Origin of the sequence: Desulfonema magnum (genome assembly GCF_017377395.1) — a bacterium.
In the GTDB taxonomy this organism is placed as follows: domain Bacteria; phylum Desulfobacterota; class Desulfobacteria; order Desulfobacterales; family 4be13; genus Desulfonema_C; species Desulfonema_C magnum.
The window spans coordinates 1,819,370-1,837,246 of sequence record NZ_CP061800.1 but is presented as its reverse complement, the minus strand read 5'-3'; the positions used below and the strand labels follow the sequence as shown (position 1 = coordinate 1,837,246).

19 protein-coding genes and 1 pseudogene are annotated in these 17,877 nt (G+C 42.4%); 8 read left to right on the top strand and 12 right to left on the bottom strand.

All coding sequences use genetic code 11. The annotated features are described in order from the left end of the window. Window positions 1-295: 295 nt before the first annotated feature. From glyA to dnm_RS07395, 11 genes and pseudogenes are all read right to left on the bottom strand, one after another. Complete coding sequence (gene glyA, locus dnm_RS07445; protein ID WP_219739702.1) at window positions 296-1,537, bottom strand: serine hydroxymethyltransferase; 1,242 nt, start codon at window positions 1,535-1,537, stop codon at window positions 296-298. A 96-nt stretch (window positions 1,538-1,633) separates the two neighbouring features. Further along, window positions 1,634-2,092 (bottom strand): ribose 5-phosphate isomerase B, encoded by a 459-nt coding sequence (rpiB, locus tag dnm_RS07440; RefSeq protein ID WP_207682045.1) that lies wholly within the window; start codon window positions 2,090-2,092, stop codon window positions 1,634-1,636. 507 nt (window positions 2,093-2,599) lie between these two features. Continuing rightward, on the bottom strand, window positions 2,600-2,806 hold the full coding sequence (locus tag dnm_RS07435; RefSeq protein WP_207682044.1) for an FmdB family zinc ribbon protein: 207 nt from the start codon (window positions 2,804-2,806) through the stop codon (window positions 2,600-2,602). 569 nt (window positions 2,807-3,375) lie between these two features. Further along, window positions 3,376-3,771: a type II toxin-antitoxin system tRNA(fMet)-specific endonuclease VapC gene (gene vapC, locus dnm_RS07430; protein WP_207682043.1), complete on the bottom strand. Its 396-nt coding sequence runs from the start codon at window positions 3,769-3,771 to the stop codon at window positions 3,376-3,378. Beyond that, window positions 3,771-4,001, bottom strand: a complete 231-nt coding sequence (vapB, locus tag dnm_RS07425; RefSeq protein WP_207682042.1) for a type II toxin-antitoxin system antitoxin VapB — start codon at window positions 3,999-4,001, stop codon at window positions 3,771-3,773. Before vapB ends, vapC begins: the two co-directional genes overlap by 1 nt. Before the next feature lie 326 nt (window positions 4,002-4,327). After that, window positions 4,328-4,504: pseudogene (locus dnm_RS31570) on the bottom strand (MAE_28990/MAE_18760 family HEPN-like nuclease); the annotation flags it as partial. 635 nt (window positions 4,505-5,139) lie between these two features. After that, window positions 5,140-6,399, bottom strand: a complete 1,260-nt coding sequence (locus dnm_RS07415) for a methyl-accepting chemotaxis protein (RefSeq protein ID WP_207682041.1) — start codon at window positions 6,397-6,399, stop codon at window positions 5,140-5,142. 279 nt (window positions 6,400-6,678) lie between these two features. Next, entirely contained in the window at window positions 6,679-7,479 is an 801-nt protein-coding gene (gene trpA / locus dnm_RS07410) for a tryptophan synthase subunit alpha (protein WP_207682040.1), read from the bottom strand. Window positions 7,480-7,588: 109 nt separating this feature from the next. After that, entirely contained in the window at window positions 7,589-8,794 is a 1,206-nt protein-coding gene (gene trpB, locus dnm_RS07405; protein WP_207682039.1) for a tryptophan synthase subunit beta, read from the bottom strand. A gap of 150 nt (window positions 8,795-8,944) precedes the next feature. Then, complete coding sequence (locus dnm_RS07400; RefSeq protein WP_207682038.1) at window positions 8,945-9,619, bottom strand: phosphoribosylanthranilate isomerase; 675 nt, start codon at window positions 9,617-9,619, stop codon at window positions 8,945-8,947. Window positions 9,620-9,916: 297 nt separating this feature from the next. Then, window positions 9,917-10,822, bottom strand: a complete 906-nt coding sequence (locus dnm_RS07395) for a tetratricopeptide repeat protein (RefSeq protein ID WP_207682037.1) — start codon at window positions 10,820-10,822, stop codon at window positions 9,917-9,919. 436 nt (window positions 10,823-11,258) lie between these two features. Here dnm_RS07395 and dnm_RS07390 point away from each other — a divergent pair, with 436 nt between their 5' ends. The 8 genes from dnm_RS07390 to dnm_RS07360 all read left to right on the top strand — a co-directional run bounded on the left by dnm_RS07390 (window position 11,259) and on the right by dnm_RS07360 (window position 17,100). Further along, on the top strand, window positions 11,259-12,407 hold the full coding sequence (locus dnm_RS07390; RefSeq protein ID WP_207682036.1) for a hypothetical protein: 1,149 nt from the start codon (window positions 11,259-11,261) through the stop codon (window positions 12,405-12,407). A gap of 331 nt (window positions 12,408-12,738) precedes the next feature. Further along, window positions 12,739-12,867 carry a hypothetical protein gene (locus dnm_RS31175; RefSeq protein WP_276571861.1) on the top strand — a complete coding sequence of 43 codons (129 nt, stop codon included), beginning with the start codon at window positions 12,739-12,741 and terminating at the stop codon, window positions 12,865-12,867. A 4-nt stretch (window positions 12,868-12,871) separates the two neighbouring features. Continuing rightward, entirely contained in the window at window positions 12,872-13,909 is a 1,038-nt protein-coding gene (gene argC, locus dnm_RS07385; RefSeq protein ID WP_207682035.1) for an N-acetyl-gamma-glutamyl-phosphate reductase, read from the top strand. A 178-nt stretch (window positions 13,910-14,087) separates the two neighbouring features. Further along, window positions 14,088-14,333 carry a hypothetical protein gene (locus dnm_RS07380; protein ID WP_207682034.1) on the top strand — a complete coding sequence of 82 codons (246 nt, stop codon included), beginning with the start codon at window positions 14,088-14,090 and terminating at the stop codon, window positions 14,331-14,333. A gap of 120 nt (window positions 14,334-14,453) precedes the next feature. Further along, window positions 14,454-15,359: a bifunctional methylenetetrahydrofolate dehydrogenase/methenyltetrahydrofolate cyclohydrolase FolD gene (gene folD / locus dnm_RS07375; protein ID WP_207682033.1), complete on the top strand. Its 906-nt coding sequence runs from the start codon at window positions 14,454-14,456 to the stop codon at window positions 15,357-15,359. A gap of 138 nt (window positions 15,360-15,497) precedes the next feature. Further along, entirely contained in the window at window positions 15,498-16,178 is a 681-nt protein-coding gene (locus dnm_RS07370) for a hypothetical protein (protein ID WP_207682032.1), read from the top strand. 48 nt (window positions 16,179-16,226) lie between these two features. Beyond that, window positions 16,227-16,838, top strand: a complete 612-nt coding sequence (locus dnm_RS07365; protein ID WP_207682031.1) for a DNA adenine methylase — start codon at window positions 16,227-16,229, stop codon at window positions 16,836-16,838. Continuing rightward, a complete protein-coding gene (locus dnm_RS07360; RefSeq protein WP_207682030.1) occupies window positions 16,831-17,100 on the top strand; it encodes a group II intron maturase-specific domain-containing protein in 270 nt (89 codons plus the stop codon). The genes dnm_RS07365 and dnm_RS07360 overlap by 8 nt, the downstream gene beginning before the upstream one ends. Here the strand turns inward: dnm_RS07360 and dnm_RS07355 are convergent. Then, window positions 17,064-17,498, bottom strand: coding sequence for an RNA polymerase sigma factor (locus tag dnm_RS07355; protein ID WP_207682029.1), 435 nt, complete (start codon window positions 17,496-17,498; stop codon window positions 17,064-17,066). The genes dnm_RS07360 and dnm_RS07355 overlap by 37 nt on opposite strands. Window positions 17,499-17,877: the final 379 nt, after the last annotated feature.

Below are 17,877 nucleotides of genomic sequence, written 5' to 3'. Positions count from 1 at the left end.
ATATCGCCTAACATATGGTTAGACACTTGGTTTATTTATCTGTAACTGCCTTACATTTATTAAGTGTACTGACAGGTGTCACTCCGAAAAAATCCGAACCTGTTTTTATAACTCAGGCTGAACAATCTTCCGTCGTCCGGACGCATCAGCCCCAAGCCCTCCGGTTTCTCTCCGGGTGACTCGGAAAAATTTTCCCGAATCTGGCAATATCGCCGGAAACTCAGCCGAACAGGGGCTTCAACAGCCTGTGCTGTTTTGGCTGTCCGTATTTGTTCAGAACGGACCTTATGACGGATCATTGATAAATAGGAAAAGCTTCGCAGATTTCGTGAACTTTCCCTCTTACACGCTCTGTCACACGGTTGTCATTCATATTTTTCAGCACATCAACAATCAGTTTTGCGATAACTGCCATTTCCGGCGGTTTCATACCTCTTGTGGTGACCGCGGGCGTGCCGATGCGGATACCGCTTGTTATAAAGGGCTTTTGTGTGTCATAAGGAATGGAATTTTTGTTGACAGTGATACCTGCGCGTCCCAAAGCTTCTTCTGCGTCTTTCCCTGTAACGCCAAGCCTTCTCAGGTCTGCAAGCATCATGTGATTATCTGTGCCGCCTGATACCAGTGTTATGTCTTCTTCTGTCAGATGTTTTGCAAATGTTTTTGCATTTTTAAGAATATCTGTCTGGTAGTTTCTGAAAGACTCACCAAGCGCCTCTTTAAATGAAAGGGCCTTTGCTGCAATAACATGCATGAGCGGTCCCCCTTGTATTCCGGGAAATATCTGGCTGCTCAGTTTTTTTGCATGCTCTGCTTTTGAAAGAATCAGCCCCCCGCGCGGACCTCTCAGGGTTTTATGGGTGGTAGAGGTGACAACATCCGCAAACAGCACCGGGGAAGGATGAACACCGGCTGCCACCAGACCGGCAATATGGGCCATATCAACCATTAAATAAGCTCCCGCTGATTTGGCAATTTGCCCGAAGGCCTCAAAATCAATAATACGCGGATAAGCGCTGGCACCTGTGACAATCATTCTCGGCTTATGTTTTTCAGCAAGACGGGCCACTTCTTCATAATCAATAACACCGGTATCTTCTCTGACCCCGTAGTGAACGAAATTGAAAAGTTTTCCTGAGAAGCTCGCGGGGCTTCCGTGTGTCAGATGACCGCCATGGGACAGATTCATGCCGAGAACAGTATCCCCTGGTTCCAAAAGCGCAAAGTAAACAGCCATATTGGCCTGGGATCCCGAATGAGGCTGAACATTGACATACTCCGCGTTGAAAAGTTCTTTTGCCCTGGCAATGGCCAGTTTTTCAGCAACATCAACATATTCGCATCCGCCGTAATACCGCTTATCCGGATACCCCTCCGCGTATTTGTTGGTCAGCACACTTCCCTGAACTGCCATAACTGCCCGACTGGCAATGTTTTCCGAAGCGATAAGCTCCAAGGTGCTTTTCTGTCTGTTAAGTTCGTTAGCAATAACTTCCGCGATATCGGGGTCTGTATTTTCAATAAATTTCAAGTCCAACGATTCTTCCTTTTTGTAGTTGTATAGGAAATTATAAAATTCAGACTTCCGATGTCTCTGAAACTTCGGAAGCCCTGCTTTGTTTTTAATTTATAATCAGTGGCGGCCCATACTGTCAAATTTTTCCAACCGTGCCTGGTGTCGTCCTCCCTCAAACGGTGTCTCAAGCCAGGTATCCACGATTTTCATGGCAAGTATATCTCCGATCACCCGGGCACCCATGACCAGTATATTTGCGTTGTTGTGCTGTTTGCTCATCATAGCGGAAAAAAGATCATTGCACAGCGCCGCCCTGACATGGGAAAATTTATTGGCAACCATGGACATGCCTATTCCGGTGCCGCAGAGAAGAATTCCCCGCTCAAATCTGCCAGTTGAGACAGCATCCGAAACCTTGATTCCGAAATCCGGATAATCAACAGAGTCTTCGCCATAAGTACCGGCATCCTCAACAGATATACCGTATTTTTCAGTAAGATATGATTTTATTTTTTCCTTCAGCCAGTATGCGGCATGATCACTCCCGATAATAACAGGTGCTTTGTTTTCGCTCATTATTTTGTTCCTGATTTAAAATTCAATCTGTTATGGATTTTCAAAAACGGATTTTATTGTAACCAACTGGTTAAATATTTATTTCAAACAATGCCAATCAATTTTTCTGAAGTTAAAAAAGTATAACCTATGATCTTTATATGTATATTTATATAAACGCAAGAAAAAATTTACCATTTACAAAAAACTGGCCTTTTTTTAAATCTGAAAAATACCTTACCGTAGAAATTTCAGAGGATGACGCGTTTCGGTGTGAAGTGATTTGACGGGACTGATTCAAATTCAAATTTGGTCGTTACGGGAATTCCTAAAAAAATACAGATAATATCAGCAGATCGAAAATTTTTGTTACGCCTGGTTCGGATGATCAGATCCGGCAGGAGCGTTTTCGATCTGCCGGATATGTATCAGACACAAGGTCACGTCTGCAAACTGTCTCTGAATATGGGACTGAGATCAGACGATTCCCAGATTTTCTCCTCAGACTGAGGAGGCAGGTCAGATGCCTCATCCCCCTGACGGGGCGCACGACGGAGCCTTAAATCCCCCGGCCCCTGTGGGAATGCCATGAGGTCTGAAACATGCCGCGGACATAAGTTTTTCAACATTTTCATTTTGGCATTTGGGGCATTTGGGAGCCGGGTCGTTGGCTGATAAGATCAGTTCTTCAAACTGATGATTGCATTTTTTACATAAATATTCAAATATGGGCATGATGATCCGTATTCCTTTCACTTCGATTATAATAAACGCTCATGAAAAAGCCGGGTTTTTCGCCCCGGTCATAAAAATATTTTCAGATAAAAAAAACCGGGTGTTCAACATTTATTTTCACGGTAAAGAACACTGCCCCCTCCTGATCGGTTCGGACGGGCCAATCCGACCCCTTCCCAGCCGGAGATTTGCCCATCGGCCGGGGACAGAGAGGGAATTTTATAAGTTCCTGTATAAAAAAACAGCCTGATTCCTCCTCTTCCCGCTACAAGGATTTCATATAAGAAGAGGATGACAAAAAGGGGATAATATCCTTTTCTTATATGAAATCCTTGTAGCAAAAGCAGAAGCAACTTTTATAATTTCCTTAATAATAAAAAAATAATAATGGAACATGATAAGTCAAGATTCAGCAAAAATAGCCCGGCAATAAATTGCCGAGCTATTTTCAAAACCTTCTGTCGAGCTAAAATGACTTTTCCCAACTGATAAATGCGGTGTCCTTGTGCTGTCAAGGATTTCAGGTTTAATAATAACTGCGTTCCTGAATTCGCCGTCGGACAATCTTTTTAAATCCAATTATCAAGCATAAGTTCAGGTATTCGAATAAATTCTTTAGTATTATTAGTAATCAGGGTCAGTTTACATGAAATAGCCTGGGCAGCAATTTGCATGTCATAGGGTCCTATGACTGTTCCTTTCTTCTCTAAATATGCTCTTATCATGCCAAATACTTCTGCATCGGAATCATTGAAGCTGAGAATGTCAAAGCAGGAGACAAATTCCACAAGTGCATTTCTGTTTTTTTCTCTGTTTGTACTTTTTGACACCCCGTACTCCAATTCTCCGACAGAGATGGAAGACAGCTTAATGTCATTAGGGTTGAGAGTTTTTATTTTTTCAACAACAGAAGCAGGTTTTTTATTTATGATATAAATACAGATGTTTGTATCTAACAGATACATTATAATCCGTCTCTTTCCTGCATAGCCGGCTGATTTCTTCCCTCCTGCATAAAATCTTCGGTAAATTCATTCAGACTGTGTTCAAATGCTTCCCACGGGTTACTTTTGGGAAACAGAATGATAGTGTTTCCTATTTTCTGAATAAATAATTCCTTTTCACTTACCTGATACTCCTTTGGCAATCTTACAGCCTGACTGTTTCCGCTTATAAAAACTTTTGAACTTAACATTTTAAAAACCTCCTTCAGAAAGAATATCTTACCTGTTTTTCAAAAGACTGAAAACGGCAAACTCCGAGATCATCGGACAGCTTTTCAGTATCACGGCAGGAAAAAGAATTGATTATATCTTCTGTATATTGCAGGAGATATTATAATATGTCAAGCATAATATGAAGCATAAGACCCGGCCGTCTAAAAGAGGAATGCCAAAACAGTAAGTCTGTTCATACCGTATTTCTGAAAGAAAGTAAAGTGTAAAGTAACAGGGCAACGATGGATATCCTTTACCGGACGGGATTTGAAAAACAGTCCCGCAGAACTGGTGAAACATCTGCTTATATATACTTTAAAAAAGTTTTATCTTTAAGACCTGTTATCATTTTAAGATGAATTTCATACATTAAATCTGTCACAAGATTTTTATACTTCACATAAACTTCCTGAGTGACTTTTTCCTCGGAAGAAATGTCGCCCCCATGAGCGACTCCGTTTCTATATCTTAAAAAGGTTGCGAGACATTCCTTTAAGTTTGGATTCGGCGGATAAGTCTAAAAGTGTTGACCTTTCAATAAAATTAGCAGGTTATTTGCTTTAATATCAGGGGAATCCTGCCAAAATACAGGTGTAAATAAAATCTGTTTAAATTTCAGACTGTTAATCTAAAAAGTCAGCACTTATAGACTTATCCGCAGCTAAATATTTTATCTGTTATTTATCTGCAAGGATTAGTGACAAGCAGTGTTTTTTTGCCATACATCCTTCTCTCAGCCGGACATACTATTTTATCTTTAACTCTTACAGATAGTTACAGTAATAAACAATGACTCCGTCAAATAATATATACAGATCAGGCTGTCAACATTTTTTCAGAAATATCTCACAGTAAATCAAACAGATTACAGAAAGGACGGCACGGATGATCTTTGATCTCAGAGTGCTTACCTTCGGCAAGCTAATTGCTTCGGGTCGCTCTTAAAAAAAACTTCTGCAAAGCGAATACCTCACCGCAATGATTATGAAGGTCAGACCGCCGAAGACCTCCGAAGTTTTCAAAACCCCGGAGGTCTTTCACCCACCAGAATCAGTGCGGTCAGGCACTAAAATGACTTTTCCCCAACAGACAAATGTGATGTCCTGATCTTTTCTGTTAAAAATCTTCAAAATCATCATCATCCATTGGGATAATCTGATCGGGCCTGACTTCTTTTTTATTGTAAAGCATCATTTGTTCAGGGACAGGCGGTTCCGGTCTTTCTGTGGGAAAGTGGTTAATGACAGGTCTTTCCAATTCCCTGGAATCATTATGAAGGATCCTTCTTTCAATATCCTCGCCAAGCAAATAAAAAATCAGTTCATCCACATATTCTCTCATATCTTCGACCCGGGTATTCATCTCCTCGGAGGCTGAAGCTGATTCCTCGGCATTTGCGGCATTCTGCTGGATGGTCTGATCCATTTGGGACACGGATCTGTTTACCTGTTCAATTCCCTGGGCCTGTTCGTTGGAAGTGCCGGCAATCTCACTGACCAGTTCACCCACCTGTATCGTACTTGTGGCAACGGATGTAAAATGTTCATTGGTTTTGACCACGAGTTCCGATCCTTCCTTGATTCGCTTTACTGTCCCCTCAATCAGTTCGGAAGTGTTCCTGGCTGCTTCGGCCGCCCGCATTGCCAAATTTCTGACTTCCTCGGCAACCACGGCAAATCCGGCCCCGGCTTCCCCGGCACGAGCGGCTTCAACGGCCGCGTTCAGTGCCAGCAAATTGGTCTGAAATGCGATTTCATCAATTGTCTTTATGATTTTAGAAGTTTCCTCGCTGGCTTTGGAAATGTCTTCCATTGATGCTGTCAGTTCGACCATGGACTCATTTGCTGTTTTGACAATTTGTTTTGAATCATTCATGAGATGATCCGCCTGATTGGCATTGTCCGCGTTCTGTTTTGTCATTGAGGACATTTCTTCCAAAGATGAGGATGTCTCTTCTATGGACGATGCCTGATCAGAAGTACGTTCTGCTAATTGCTGGCTGCCGGATGATAATTCACCGGATGCGGAAGCGATCAGCTCGGATGATTCTGTGATCCCCTCAATAACATGTCTGAGAGATCTGATAAACCTGCCGCTGAAAAAAACGCTGATAATCAGAGCAATAATAAAGAGTATCCCCGAGGCTCCGGTCATCATATGCAGTTCACCCATGATCCTTTTTCCGATTTCGGTTTTATGCAATTCCCCGGCCCGATCCGAGTCATCTTTTCTGTTTTCGACCATCGTTTCAGCGTATTCAGACCAGTTATAAGTTTCAATCGCTGATTTGACACGAACAGTCGTAACAACACCGAGGATGGTCAGTAGCAGCACAGGCAGACAACATCCCAAAATCATCTTTGTCCTTAATTTCATTGTTATTCCCCCCCATATTAATTTTTCAGCAATGAAAGCTAAATAACACTCCCCTGCCTCATACCATTTCTGGAAAAGCAGGGACGACAGGCATGAATAATTAAACCTGATTATCAGGAAACATAGTGAAAAAAAATGAAGCTAGCAAGGAAAAATATCACATTCGCATTTCTTTTCAGATATGACACCAAGATTAATCTATTGATATTCAAAATATTTTATTACGATGAGTTGTTCCTCTTTTTTATTTACGGACAAAAAGCGGATTTTTTTCCGGTCTTATGATATTTTTGTTGCTTCTTTGTATTTGCGTACCTGCTCGGCAATAATGGAAACCAGAGCGGGGTTGTCCAGATTTTCTTCAATAAGACGCTCAAAAGCACTTCCGATGACCACTCCTTCCGCAGCAGATGCCACGGCAGCGACATCCTCGGCAGTGGAAATCCCGAACCCTACGCAGATGGGGAGCTGAGAGACAGAACGAAGTGTTTGCGTATGCCGGGCAATATCGCTTGTATCCAGTCCGTCACTTCCTGTCACTCCGGTTTTGGAAACCAGATACAGGAAACCGGAAGCAGATTCCGCAATTTTTTTCATGCGTTCCAACGGCGTAGTCGGGGCAATCAGACGGATAAGAGACAGGGCATCTCCTGACCAGCAGTCTGTCATTTCATCTGATTCTTCCGGGGGAAGGTCCACCACCAGCACCCCGTCGGCCCCGGCCGCCTCGGCATCCCGGTAAAACGCCTCATTTCCATAGGCATGGATGGGATTATAATAACTGAAAAGGATAATCGGCTTTTCCGTTTTTGCCCGGATTTTGGCAGTCATTTCCAAAACAGCCGGCAGATTGACCCCTTTTGCAATGGCTCTGCCGGAGGAGCGTTGAATCACAGGCCCGTCAGCCGTGGGATCGGAGAACGGAACACCAAGTTCCAGAATATCCACACCCGCCTCACACATGGCAGTGATAAGGCTCAGAGAATCGGAAATATTCGGGTCTCCCGCGGTTACAAAACCCACCAGAGCTTTTTCCCTTTTTTGTTTCAGACTTTCAAATGTTTCAGCAATACGATTCATTATGATTGTACCCCATAATTTTATTTCAAATTTCAAATTTCAAATTTCAAATTTCAAATTTCAAATTTCAAATTTCAAATTTCAAGTTTCAAATTTCAAGTTTCAAGTTTCAAATTTCAAATTTCAAATTTTGAGTAATAATGTCAAGGTCTTTATCCCCTCTTCCGGAGAGGTTTACCACGATAATTTCATCTTTGGGTTTTTCCCGAGCTTCGATCATGGCCTGGGCAATGGCATGTGAACTTTCCAGAGCCGGAATGATTCCCTCCAGGGAACACAAGGTCTGAAACGCGTCTAATGCCTGCTTATCCTCTATGGACTCGTAACGAACCCTTTTCAAATCTTTTAATAAGGAATGTTCCGGACCGACTCCGGGGTAATCCAGTCCGGCTGAAATGGAATGAGCTTCCTGAATCTGTCCGTGTTCATCCTGAAGCACATAAGATTTTGAACCATGCAGCACGCCCACGGAACCCGCTCCCAGGGTGGCGGCATGTTTTCCTGTTTCAATGCCCTTTCCGGCTGCTTCCACGCCTACGATTTCCACAGGATCATTTATAAAAGGAAAAAAAAGTCCCATGGCATTACTTCCGCCTCCCACACAGGCAATGAGCATATTGGGAAGATTTCCGATTTCTTCCAAAATCTGTTCCCGTGTTTCCTTACCGATTACGGTTTGGAAATCACGAACCATGATGGGATAGGGATGAGGTCCGGCAACGCTGCCAATGACATAAAAGGTATCATGAACTGCCCCGACCCAGTAACGCATGGCCTCATTCATTGCATCCTTCAAAGTTCCGGTTCCGGAAGCAACAGGAACCACTTCCGCACCCAGAAGCCTCATGCGACGGACATTGGGAGCCTGTCTTTCAATATCTTCTGTTCCCATAAACACGCGGCATTCCATTCCGAAAAGAGCGGCCACTGTCGCGGTGGCAACGCCGTGCTGACCTGCCCCGGTTTCTGCGATAACCTTCTTTTTCCCCATCCAACGGGCCAGAAGCGCCTGTCCCAGCGTGTTGTTAATTTTATGTGCGCCCGTATGCGCCAAGTCTTCCCGCTTGAGATAAACCGCAGCCCCTCCGAGGTGGTTACTCAGTCTTTTTGCATGAAAAAGCGGCGTGGAACGGCCCACATAATGATGCAGCAAATCATGAAATTCGTATTGGAAACCAGGATCATTGGCAATGTCATGGTAGGCTTTTTCCAGTTCCAACAATGCTGGCATAAGGGTTTCAGCAACATAACGTCCCCCATAAGGGCCGAAATGGCCTCTTGAATCGGGGTACTTTTCTGGTTCAAAAGTATTCATTAAATAATCTCCTCTGTAAATCGAAACTTGAAACTTGAAACTCGAAACTCGAATTTTCAAGTTTCGAGTTTCAAGTTTCAAGCATCAAGTTTCAAGTTTCAAGTTTCGAGTTTCGAGTTTCGAGTTTCAAGTTTCAAGTTTCAAGTTTCATTAAAATATCTTCCTCGTTTTTTTACGGGGGTGATATTGGGAAATCGCATTTATAAATGATTTTGCTTTAAGGATATCTTTGCGCCCCGGAGCCGACTCCACCCCGGAACTGACATCCACCGCATCCGGCAGGCTGGCGCTGACAGCATCCAAGACATTATCCGGCTCAAGCCCTCCTGCAAGGATGAAAGGATATTTTTCCCCAAACCCGTAGGCTTTTTCCCAGTTCCATTTCATTGCATTTCCCCCTGGAAGCGCCCCTTTTCCACATTCCAGCAAAAATGCGGATGCGTCATATTTTGAAGCGTCTTCCAAACACGGGCTGTTTTCTGTAAACAGGGCCTTGATCACCAAAAGATTTTCATTGCGAAGACGGCTGACCAGTTCGGGGGATTCCCGACCATGTAGCTGAACAGCTTTCAGGCTGCATTTTTCTGCCTTTCGCATGATATTTGAAAACGTTTCGTTGACAAATACCCCCACGGTCTTTACTTCCGGGGGCAGGGCCGCGGAGATTTCCCTTGCCTGGTCTTCGGTCACATTTCTCGGACTTTTGGAATAAAAAACGCATCCGATGGCATTTGCTCCGAGGGCTGCACATTTCAATGCCTCCTCAGTATTTGTCAATCCGCATATTTTAATCTGGGGTCTGTTTTGTGATTTGTGATTTGTCATTTGTGATTCGTGATTTGTGATTTGTGATTCGTCATCAGGATGGCAACTTTTCAAAAGGAGAAAACCAATGAGAGGATGTTTTTAATTCTTTTTGAATACTCAAACAGCATAAAAAAAAGTCACCTATTGATAGCCACTCGGTTCGGTTCGGATTGGCAAATCCGAGCCATCTCCGTCAGATTTGTCAGTTCCTCGGGAGCAGAATGTGGCGACTGGCCGAAACAAAGCTCAGGACCAAAAACTCCGCGCTTTTATGTTGTCTCATCGTATTGATATCTCACTGTTTATTAAAAAATATCATACGATGAATTCTTTTAATTCTGACCAAGCCGGATAGATTTGGTACAACTGGTTCAGCGCTTTGAAATTATTTTCCGTTCTGTAAATATTAAATTCGATGATTAATTTATATTTTTCTGATTCTTCCAAATTTCTGTATTTTTCTGATTCATATAGGCTATTAAAAGAAATAAAGACACTTGGCCTGATTTTTTTATAACTATCAAACAAAATATACCATATTTCTGAAGAATCAAATACTTGTTTCGGCATGTAAAACCAGTCGGAAGATCTGAACTCAAATTCTGAATATGTGTCTGAGATTGATTTCCATTCATTAATATAATTCTGACAGTCAGATAATGCACCGTAACAACGCGCTCTTGCCTTACAAGATTCTGCATTCTGAGTGTGTTCCAATAATGACAAAGCTTTTTTGAACTCAGACATTGCTAACAGCTCATCAGCCTGCCATATGATATCTGACGGTTTAAAAAGCGGTTCTGTTTTTTGTACTAAATCTTTATTAATAATCTTCTGATCTGACAAGGCATATTGGTCTTTTGGATCAAGCGTCACAGCTATGGAAATTAACTCTGCTGCTTTTTTATAATTCCCCATGGTCTGGCACATTCCCGCCATTTCACGATATGCGGCGGCAAATTCATTGTCATATTCAATGGCTTTGGAATATGCTCCGGCCGCGGCCAGCGGTGCCTCATTAAAATCATATATATCCCCCAGAACATAAAAGCAGTCAGCAATAAAAAAATTTTCATATGAACAGGAATTCCGGGCAATTTCAATATAGGGAATAAAGACATCTCTTAACCATTTAAAGCCATTGCCATGAGCCCATCCGACACCGTTTTCACTGGCCTGTCTGAGGGTTTTATATATTTCCAGTTGACTTACATTCTTCATTGATTTTTTTCCAGAAAATTTGACAGTTGTCAGCCAGATGGTAAAAGGAAATTGTCGCTTTTATAATTCAACTGATATCTGTTCTGTTTCCAACCCCTGAAAATTCCGTCAGAACACTTAATATCTGACACCTGACATATCAGAAAGGATATTTTTTATTAAAACTATTGGGAATATCAAACATTTTTACAGAAAAGTCAAAGAAAAAATCCGGGCATGATGATTTAGTCTGCTGCGGCTGATTTATTTAAGAGCGGTTCAGAGACAGCCCTTTTCTGCCTGATGAGCCAGACAAAGCTGACACCGGATATTAAAAACTTGACTTATATGCACTAAAAATCTATTAACCCTTAACAGTCTTGTCGGCCACAACAAAACATGAACTTTCAGGTAAAACTGAGGTTTGCCTCGGATATTTTAACTTTAGGAGAATATTATGAATAATAACGGATTATTATTCGGCATCCTATGTTTTATCGGAGCTGCCGTTGTAATGACATTTGTAGGAAATTTTATTGCCCCGAAAATAGGGAATATTGCTGCTTCCTACTATACCCAAAAAACGTCGGACATCAAACAGACAGGCACAGAAAAGACAGCGGTCCCCCGGCAAACGGAAGAAGCTGTAAAAGAGCCTGTGGAAAAAACAGACCTGGAAAAAAAGAAAGCGGCTGTCAAATCTGAATCAGATACGGTCACAGAAAACACATCTGATGAAATGGTCAGAGCGGAACCTGAATCTGTCACTCCGGACATGAAAGAGGCTGTCCCGGAAGAGATGGCTGATTCAGCTAAGGCAAACTCTGCGGAACTCATTGAAAAAGAGGTTGGAACTGTTATTTCATATGGTAAAGAAGAGGCATCGGAAGATGCTGCCGGTTCGGGCCAATTGGAAGCCGTAAAAAAAAAAATCGCGCAAGTCACCGAACAGGAAGCTGAAACTGTCACTTCGGATGTAAAAAAAGCGTTTACAGAACTCGTTGAAAAAAAAGAAGAGGCTGCTGAAGTCGTTGAAAAGGAAACTGAAACCGTCACCCGGGACGTGAAAGACGCGGTTGCGGAGGTGGTCGAAAAGGAAACTGAAGCAGTCACCTCGGACATGAAAGAGGTGGCTGCGGAGGCAGTCGAAAAGAAAACTGAAACCGTCACCCGGGACATGAAAGAAGCGGTTACGGAACTTGTTGAAAAAAAAGAAGAGGCTGCGGAAGTTGTTGTAACAGAGGCTGAGACTGCCACCCCGGATATAAAAACAACAGAGCCGGAAAAGGCTGCTGATTCGGATCAGCCCGAAGAAATAAAAGAAGATATAGCGGAAAAACCCGCTGAAGCTGAAAAAGATAAGAAAATTGTAAAAACAGCAGAGGATGTTTCAAAAATAACAACGTCTCTGAAAAACGGAGAAAGTGCTGACTTGGGAGATGGCCGTATCGCCTACAAAGTAAAAGGTGGCGATACTTTTTCCAAAATCTGTCAAAAAGTACTTGGAACCAGTTTGACTTGGAAAGAAGAGGCTGAAAAAATGGGCATAGATCATCGAAGGATCTTTCCCGGCAAAGTTTTAATTTTTGAAACAGAAGGTGAGTGAGCAGTTGTCACTCGGTGATCAAGTTTTTCTCTGTCATTCCTGCGAAAGCAGGAATCCATTGCTTCCGGATTCGTAAGGCTGGCAAAAATCGGATTCCTGCTTTCGCAGGAATGACAGGCTGTTCAGTCGGTTCAGGACAAAAAATTTGGTCATCAAGTGGCAGCTTTCGGTTATAAGAGGTAAATTCGGGTGATATGTTCAGATGAAAAAAGAACCGCCTGAAACAAAGAAAAATATAAGGAAGACGAGACATTAATCTTGAAACAACTCGTGCATTAAGCAAGGAACAAAAAAGAAAGTTGAAATTCAGAGCATATTATAAAACAGATACATGAAAATCCGCCGAATTTTCGAGTTTCGAGTTTCGAGTTTTGAGTTTCGAGTTTCAAGTTTCAAGTTTCGAGTTTCGAGTTTCAAGTTTCAAGTTTCGAGTTTCAAGTTTCAAACGACAGAGGAGTAATGATATGACCAGAGTGGGTGTGGTTGGCGCGACCGGATATGCAGGTGCCGAACTTGTTCGGATTCTTTCCGGTCATCCTGATGTGGAACTGACAATCCTGACGTCCCGCCAGTATGCAGAGGTTCCGTTTGCCAAAGTTTATCCGTCAATGGCGGGTGTTGTTGATCTTGCCTGCAAGGCATATTCCCCGGACCAAGTTTGTGACATGACTGATATCGTGTTCACTGCTCTTCCTCACAAAGTTCCCATGGAAATTGTGCCTGAGCTTGTCCGAAGGGGAAAGAAGGTTGTGGATTTGTCTGCTGATTTCAGGTTCAGTGATGTGTCAAAATATGAATCCTTTTATCAGCCCCATGCGGCAAAGGATTTAAATGAAAAAGCAGTTTACGGACTTTGCGAGGTCTATTTTGATCAAATAAAAGATGCTGCTGTGATCGGCAATCCCGGATGTTATCCCACCAGTATGCTGTTACCTCTTATCCCTCTGTTAAAAAAAGGGTTTTTAGATACCCGTACCATTATTGCAGATTCAAAATCAGGGGTCAGCGGGGCCGGCCGGTCTCTGTCGCTGACCGCCCATTTTTGTGAGGTTCATGAATCATTCAAGGCTTATAAAGTTGCCGAACACCGCCACAGTCCTGAAATGGAAGAAGTGTTGAGCCGTGAAGCAGGGACGCAGGTAAACATCACTTTTGTTCCCCATCTTGTCCCCATGATCCGGGGCATGCTGACAACCACATATGCAAGCCTTGCCCGGAAAGCCAGTGCCGAAGATATTCGGAATTGCCTTGCCGATTTTTATTCGGGTCGTCCTTTTGTGCGTTTATGCGCTGACAACAGCGTGCCGGATACCCTGCATGTCCGGGGAACAAATTATTGCGATATCGGGTTCAAAGTGGATGAACGGAATAACCGTGTGGTCCTGATTTCGGCAATTGACAACTTGGTAAAGGGGGCCGCGGGCCAGGCAGTTCAGAATATGAATATCATGCTCGGACTGAATGAAACCGCAGGGCTTACCGGTGTTCCTTTTCCGATTTAGTATCTTTGTGTCTTCGTGGCACTGACAATGCCACAAAGACACGAAGACACGAAGGGACACAAAGAAACTCAAAGAAAACCTTCGTGAGACTTCGTGCCTTTGTGCCTTCGTGGCATTATCTGTGTCTTAGCGGCACTGACAATGCCACAAAGACACGAAGGGACACAAAGAAACCTTCGTGGGACTTCGTGCCTTTGTGCCTTCGTGGCATTATCTGTGTCTTAGCGGCACTGACAATGCCACAAAGACACGAAGGGACACAAAGAAACCTTCGTGGGACTTCGTGCCTTTGTGCCTTCGTGGCATTATCTGTGTCTCCGTGGCACTGACAATGCCACAAAGACACGAAGACACAAAGGGACACAAAGAAACTCAAAAAAACCTTCGTGAGACTTCGTGCCTTTGTGCCTTCGTGGCATTATAAGTTGCACATCATGTGAATTTAGCATTTTAACGAATTGGCATCATGGCTTTATTTAATTTTAAAAAGCCTATTTTTGAAACTTAAAATCTATAACAACTTTTTTTTGAAAGGAGATTGAACATGTCAGCAGAGCTTATCAAGGGAACAGTTATCCGAGAGGAAATTCTTGAGGAAATCACACAGGAAGTCGCTGAAATTAAGGAAAAACACGGCGTTGTTCCTGGTCTTGTGACGATTCTGGTTGGTGAAAATCCTGCTTCCATCTCTTATGTGACGCTGAAGATTAAAACCGCCCATCGGGTCGGGTTTAATGAAATTCAGGACAGCCAGTCACCAGACATTTCCGAAGAAGATCTTCTGGCCCTGATTGATAAGTATAACAATGATGATTCCATCAATGGTATTCTTGTTCAGTTGCCGCTTCCCAAGCATATTGATGAGAAGAAAGTGCTGAATGCCATTGATCCTGACAAGGATGTGGACGGGTTCCATCCGGTAAATGTTGGCCGTCTCATGATCGGCGGAGATGAAGTAAAATTTCCGCCTTGTACTCCCGCGGGCATCCAGGAAATGATCGTGCGTGCCGGTGTTGAGACCAGCGGAGCCGAGGTTGTTGTTGTGGGACGTTCCAATATTGTTGGAAAACCCATTGCAAATATGATGGTCCAGAAAGGCCCCGGTGCCAACTCAACCGTGACCATCGTTCATACCCGCACAAAAGACCTGGCCGCACATTGCAAGCGTGCGGACATTCTGATCGTTGCCGCAGGTGTGCCGGATCTGGTAAAACCGGAATGGATCAAACCGGGTGCATGTGTCATTGATGTCGGTGTCAACCGTGTGGGAGAAAAGATCAGTGAAAAAACAGGCAAAAAGATTGCAATTCTCAAGGGCGATGTGGATTTTGACGCGGCTAAGGAGATTGCAGGTTACATCACGCCTGTTCCCGGCGGCGTTGGCCCTATGACCATCACCATGCTGATGAAAAACACCCTGAAATCCCTTAAATTCAAAATGGGAATTTAATAATAATAGGTTTTAATACAAGGGGAAATTTTATATTTCCCCTTTTTGTTTACAGGGCAAAAAAGATGGGAAACAAGAAACCCGGCTTTTTTCGGCAGGGGAAATTGTCCCTGTCCGGGGAAAAAGCCGGGTTTCTTTTTGCGCCGCAAGTTTTTGTCCTGTACACAGAAAAACGCTACTATTCAGTGCGGCTTTCAAGTAAAAAGTTCCGATATTGAATATGCGGCAGTTGCTACTTCTAATCAGTTAGAAAGTTTACCTTTTACACTTTTTCAAAGTATTGACCTTAAAGCATTAAGCGGTATGGTTGGTGCCATTTTTGCAATGAATCTTTCAAAACAGGTTGACGCAATAGTAAACCCCATAGAAAAGGGACATCCTGATATTATTCCAAAGTCTGGTGAAAATGCTTCGGAAGAAGAGCTTAGAAATTATTCCGAAGGCTTGGAAATAAAATGCACTGTTGGAAATGTTTCAAAAGGAAGTGAATTAAAAACCGGACAGCAAAGAGTCAGTCATCTTAGCGGAATAACATGGCAGGCACATCACAGAGAAGTAAAAGCATTGATGGGGTTAGTGACAGATTTCTCCGGAAGTAAAATAGGTGACAAATATTTTCCTTCCATTTCAGGTATATTTTTTGCGGATAATTTAAAAATTGATGATTGGGGCGCAATAAGCGGAACTACCGGGCGGAATACCAAAGTTACAGGAATGAAATCGTCAGGCAAAAAGAAAATGGGCAAAGGATGGATATTGCTCCTCAATCAATCCTCCTATATTTCCCGTTATCAGAAAATCCTATCTATTCCTGCATGACAACTTTAACCATACAGAATATTTTAGGAAAATCAATGTTTTATTACTATGGAAAAAAAACAGCTTGCCAAACATTACCCTGCTCCTCATTTTGATGTAATTATAGAACCTTTTGCAGGTTCTGCTGCTTATTCGCTGTATAAAAATAATTGGGAAAAGAAGATTATTTTAATTGAAAAAGATGAAAAAGTTTATAAAATTTGGAAATGGCTTATTGAAGAGGCCACCACTGATGATATAAATAAATTGCCTGATCTGAAAATTGGTGATAAGACTTCTGAATTTCTACATATAGTTCATGCGGCGACTAAGATGGCGTTTCACTTTAAGACAATCAAGGTCACACCTGTTTTAGCAAGAAATTGGGAGATCAGTAAAAGGGTATTTGCTTCCAATCTTTATAAGGTTAAACATTGGAAAATAATTTGTGGTGATTATTCAGATGCTCCTGATATTGAAGCAACTTGGTTTATTGATCCTCCATATAAAGGTCCTTCTGGCATGGGATACCGCCACAGCAGTGCCAAATTAGATTATAACCGGTTAGCGCACTGGACACATCAGAGAAAGGGGGAAGTAATCTTTTGCGAAGGTGAATGTGCTGACTATCTTCCATTCAGACCTCTAGCAGATTTAAAAGGGACACCTCAAAATGACTGACCTGCTCAGAAAACTCAATGCCAAACTTCGTGGATATTACAATTACTACGGAGTCATTGGGAATTTTGAAAGTCTGTCAGACTTCTTCTGGCACGCCATGAAAATATTGTTCAAATGGCTCAGCCGGAGAAGTCAGCGGAAGAGTTACAATTGGAAGGGATTCAACGAACTGCTGAAATTCTTCGGCATTGAAAGACCACGCATCACAGAGAAAAGGAAACAAATTCAGTTTTCATTGTTCGACGCATGGCAGAGCGCCTGAGCGAGTAGTTCTGACCTGGTTTCTTCCAGCAGGACATCCCGCTCCGGTCCTGAGACAGTCAGAGGTTCCATATTTTCAAGCCCGGCAGAAACCGATTCTTCCAGAAGATCGAATGTTAAACCCATACGTTCGTACCTTTTTTTCCGTACAGTCAGAAGATGATTGCAGGCGATTTTGTAAACCCATGAACTGAAAGCACTTTCTTCACGAAAGTCACTTAAATGAGTTATCACCTTGATCAGAATCTCCTGCGTCTCATCTTCTGCATCTTCTTGGTGACCGAGCATCCGCAATGCCAAACCGTAAATTTTCTCCTGAATACCACAGACAACCTCTTCGAGTGCATGCAGATTCCCATCTTTTGCCTGCCTGACGTATTGTTCCAAATTTGAATCCATTTAATAAATCCTTCAATAAGTGTGTTTTTCTATTTAGACTCATATATTTAAAAAGTGTGACAAAAAAAATAAAAAAAATCCTGATTATACCGGATTTTGGGGAGGCGCAATTTTAGCTATATAGATTTTGATGTATAATTTTTTTAAATAATTTTCCAAAATCAAAAAATAAAAAGTCACTGTCTACTTACAAGACTATATTTTATAATACTGATATTTTACCTATAAAATCAGGTTGCTATAATTAAAATCCGATAAGATTCATTATGTTACCTTTTTTGCCTATAGTACTCGGATTTGGTTTTTATTGGCATAAAATTTGCCTTTTCAGTCTGAAGGGTAATTTTGCTGATGATCTGACAGTTTTTCAATCCGAAAT

Coding starts and splice junctions, on each gene's coding strand:
- dnm_RS07415 (WP_207682041.1), bottom strand. CDS start 6,399: ATGAAATTAAGGACAAAGATGATTTTGGGATGTTGTCTGCCTGTGCTG.
- dnm_RS07390 (WP_207682036.1), top strand. CDS start 11,259: ATGAATAATAACGGATTATTATTCGGCATCCTATGTTTTATCGGAGCT.
- dnm_RS07365 (WP_207682031.1), top strand. CDS start 16,227: ATGGAAAAAAAACAGCTTGCCAAACATTACCCTGCTCCTCATTTTGAT.
- dnm_RS07400 (WP_207682038.1), bottom strand. CDS start 9,619: ATGACAAATCACAAATCACAAAACAGACCCCAGATTAAAATATGCGGA.
- dnm_RS07360 (WP_207682030.1), top strand. CDS start 16,831: ATGACTGACCTGCTCAGAAAACTCAATGCCAAACTTCGTGGATATTAC.
- dnm_RS07395 (WP_207682037.1), bottom strand. CDS start 10,822: ATGAAGAATGTAAGTCAACTGGAAATATATAAAACCCTCAGACAGGCC.
- vapB (WP_207682042.1), bottom strand. CDS start 4,001: ATGTTAAGTTCAAAAGTTTTTATAAGCGGAAACAGTCAGGCTGTAAGA.
- folD (WP_207682033.1), top strand. CDS start 14,454: ATGTCAGCAGAGCTTATCAAGGGAACAGTTATCCGAGAGGAAATTCTT.
- rpiB (WP_207682045.1), bottom strand. CDS start 2,092: ATGAGCGAAAACAAAGCACCTGTTATTATCGGGAGTGATCATGCCGCA.
- vapC (WP_207682043.1), bottom strand. CDS start 3,771: ATGTATCTGTTAGATACAAACATCTGTATTTATATCATAAATAAAAAA.
- trpB (WP_207682039.1), bottom strand. CDS start 8,794: ATGAATACTTTTGAACCAGAAAAGTACCCCGATTCAAGAGGCCATTTC.
- dnm_RS07355 (WP_207682029.1), bottom strand. CDS start 17,498: ATGGATTCAAATTTGGAACAATACGTCAGGCAGGCAAAAGATGGGAAT.
- trpA (WP_207682040.1), bottom strand. CDS start 7,479: ATGAATCGTATTGCTGAAACATTTGAAAGTCTGAAACAAAAAAGGGAA.
- argC (WP_207682035.1), top strand. CDS start 12,872: ATGACCAGAGTGGGTGTGGTTGGCGCGACCGGATATGCAGGTGCCGAA.
- dnm_RS07435 (WP_207682044.1), bottom strand. CDS start 2,806: ATGCCCATATTTGAATATTTATGTAAAAAATGCAATCATCAGTTTGAA.
- dnm_RS31175 (WP_276571861.1), top strand. CDS start 12,739: ATGAAAATCCGCCGAATTTTCGAGTTTCGAGTTTCGAGTTTTGAGTTT.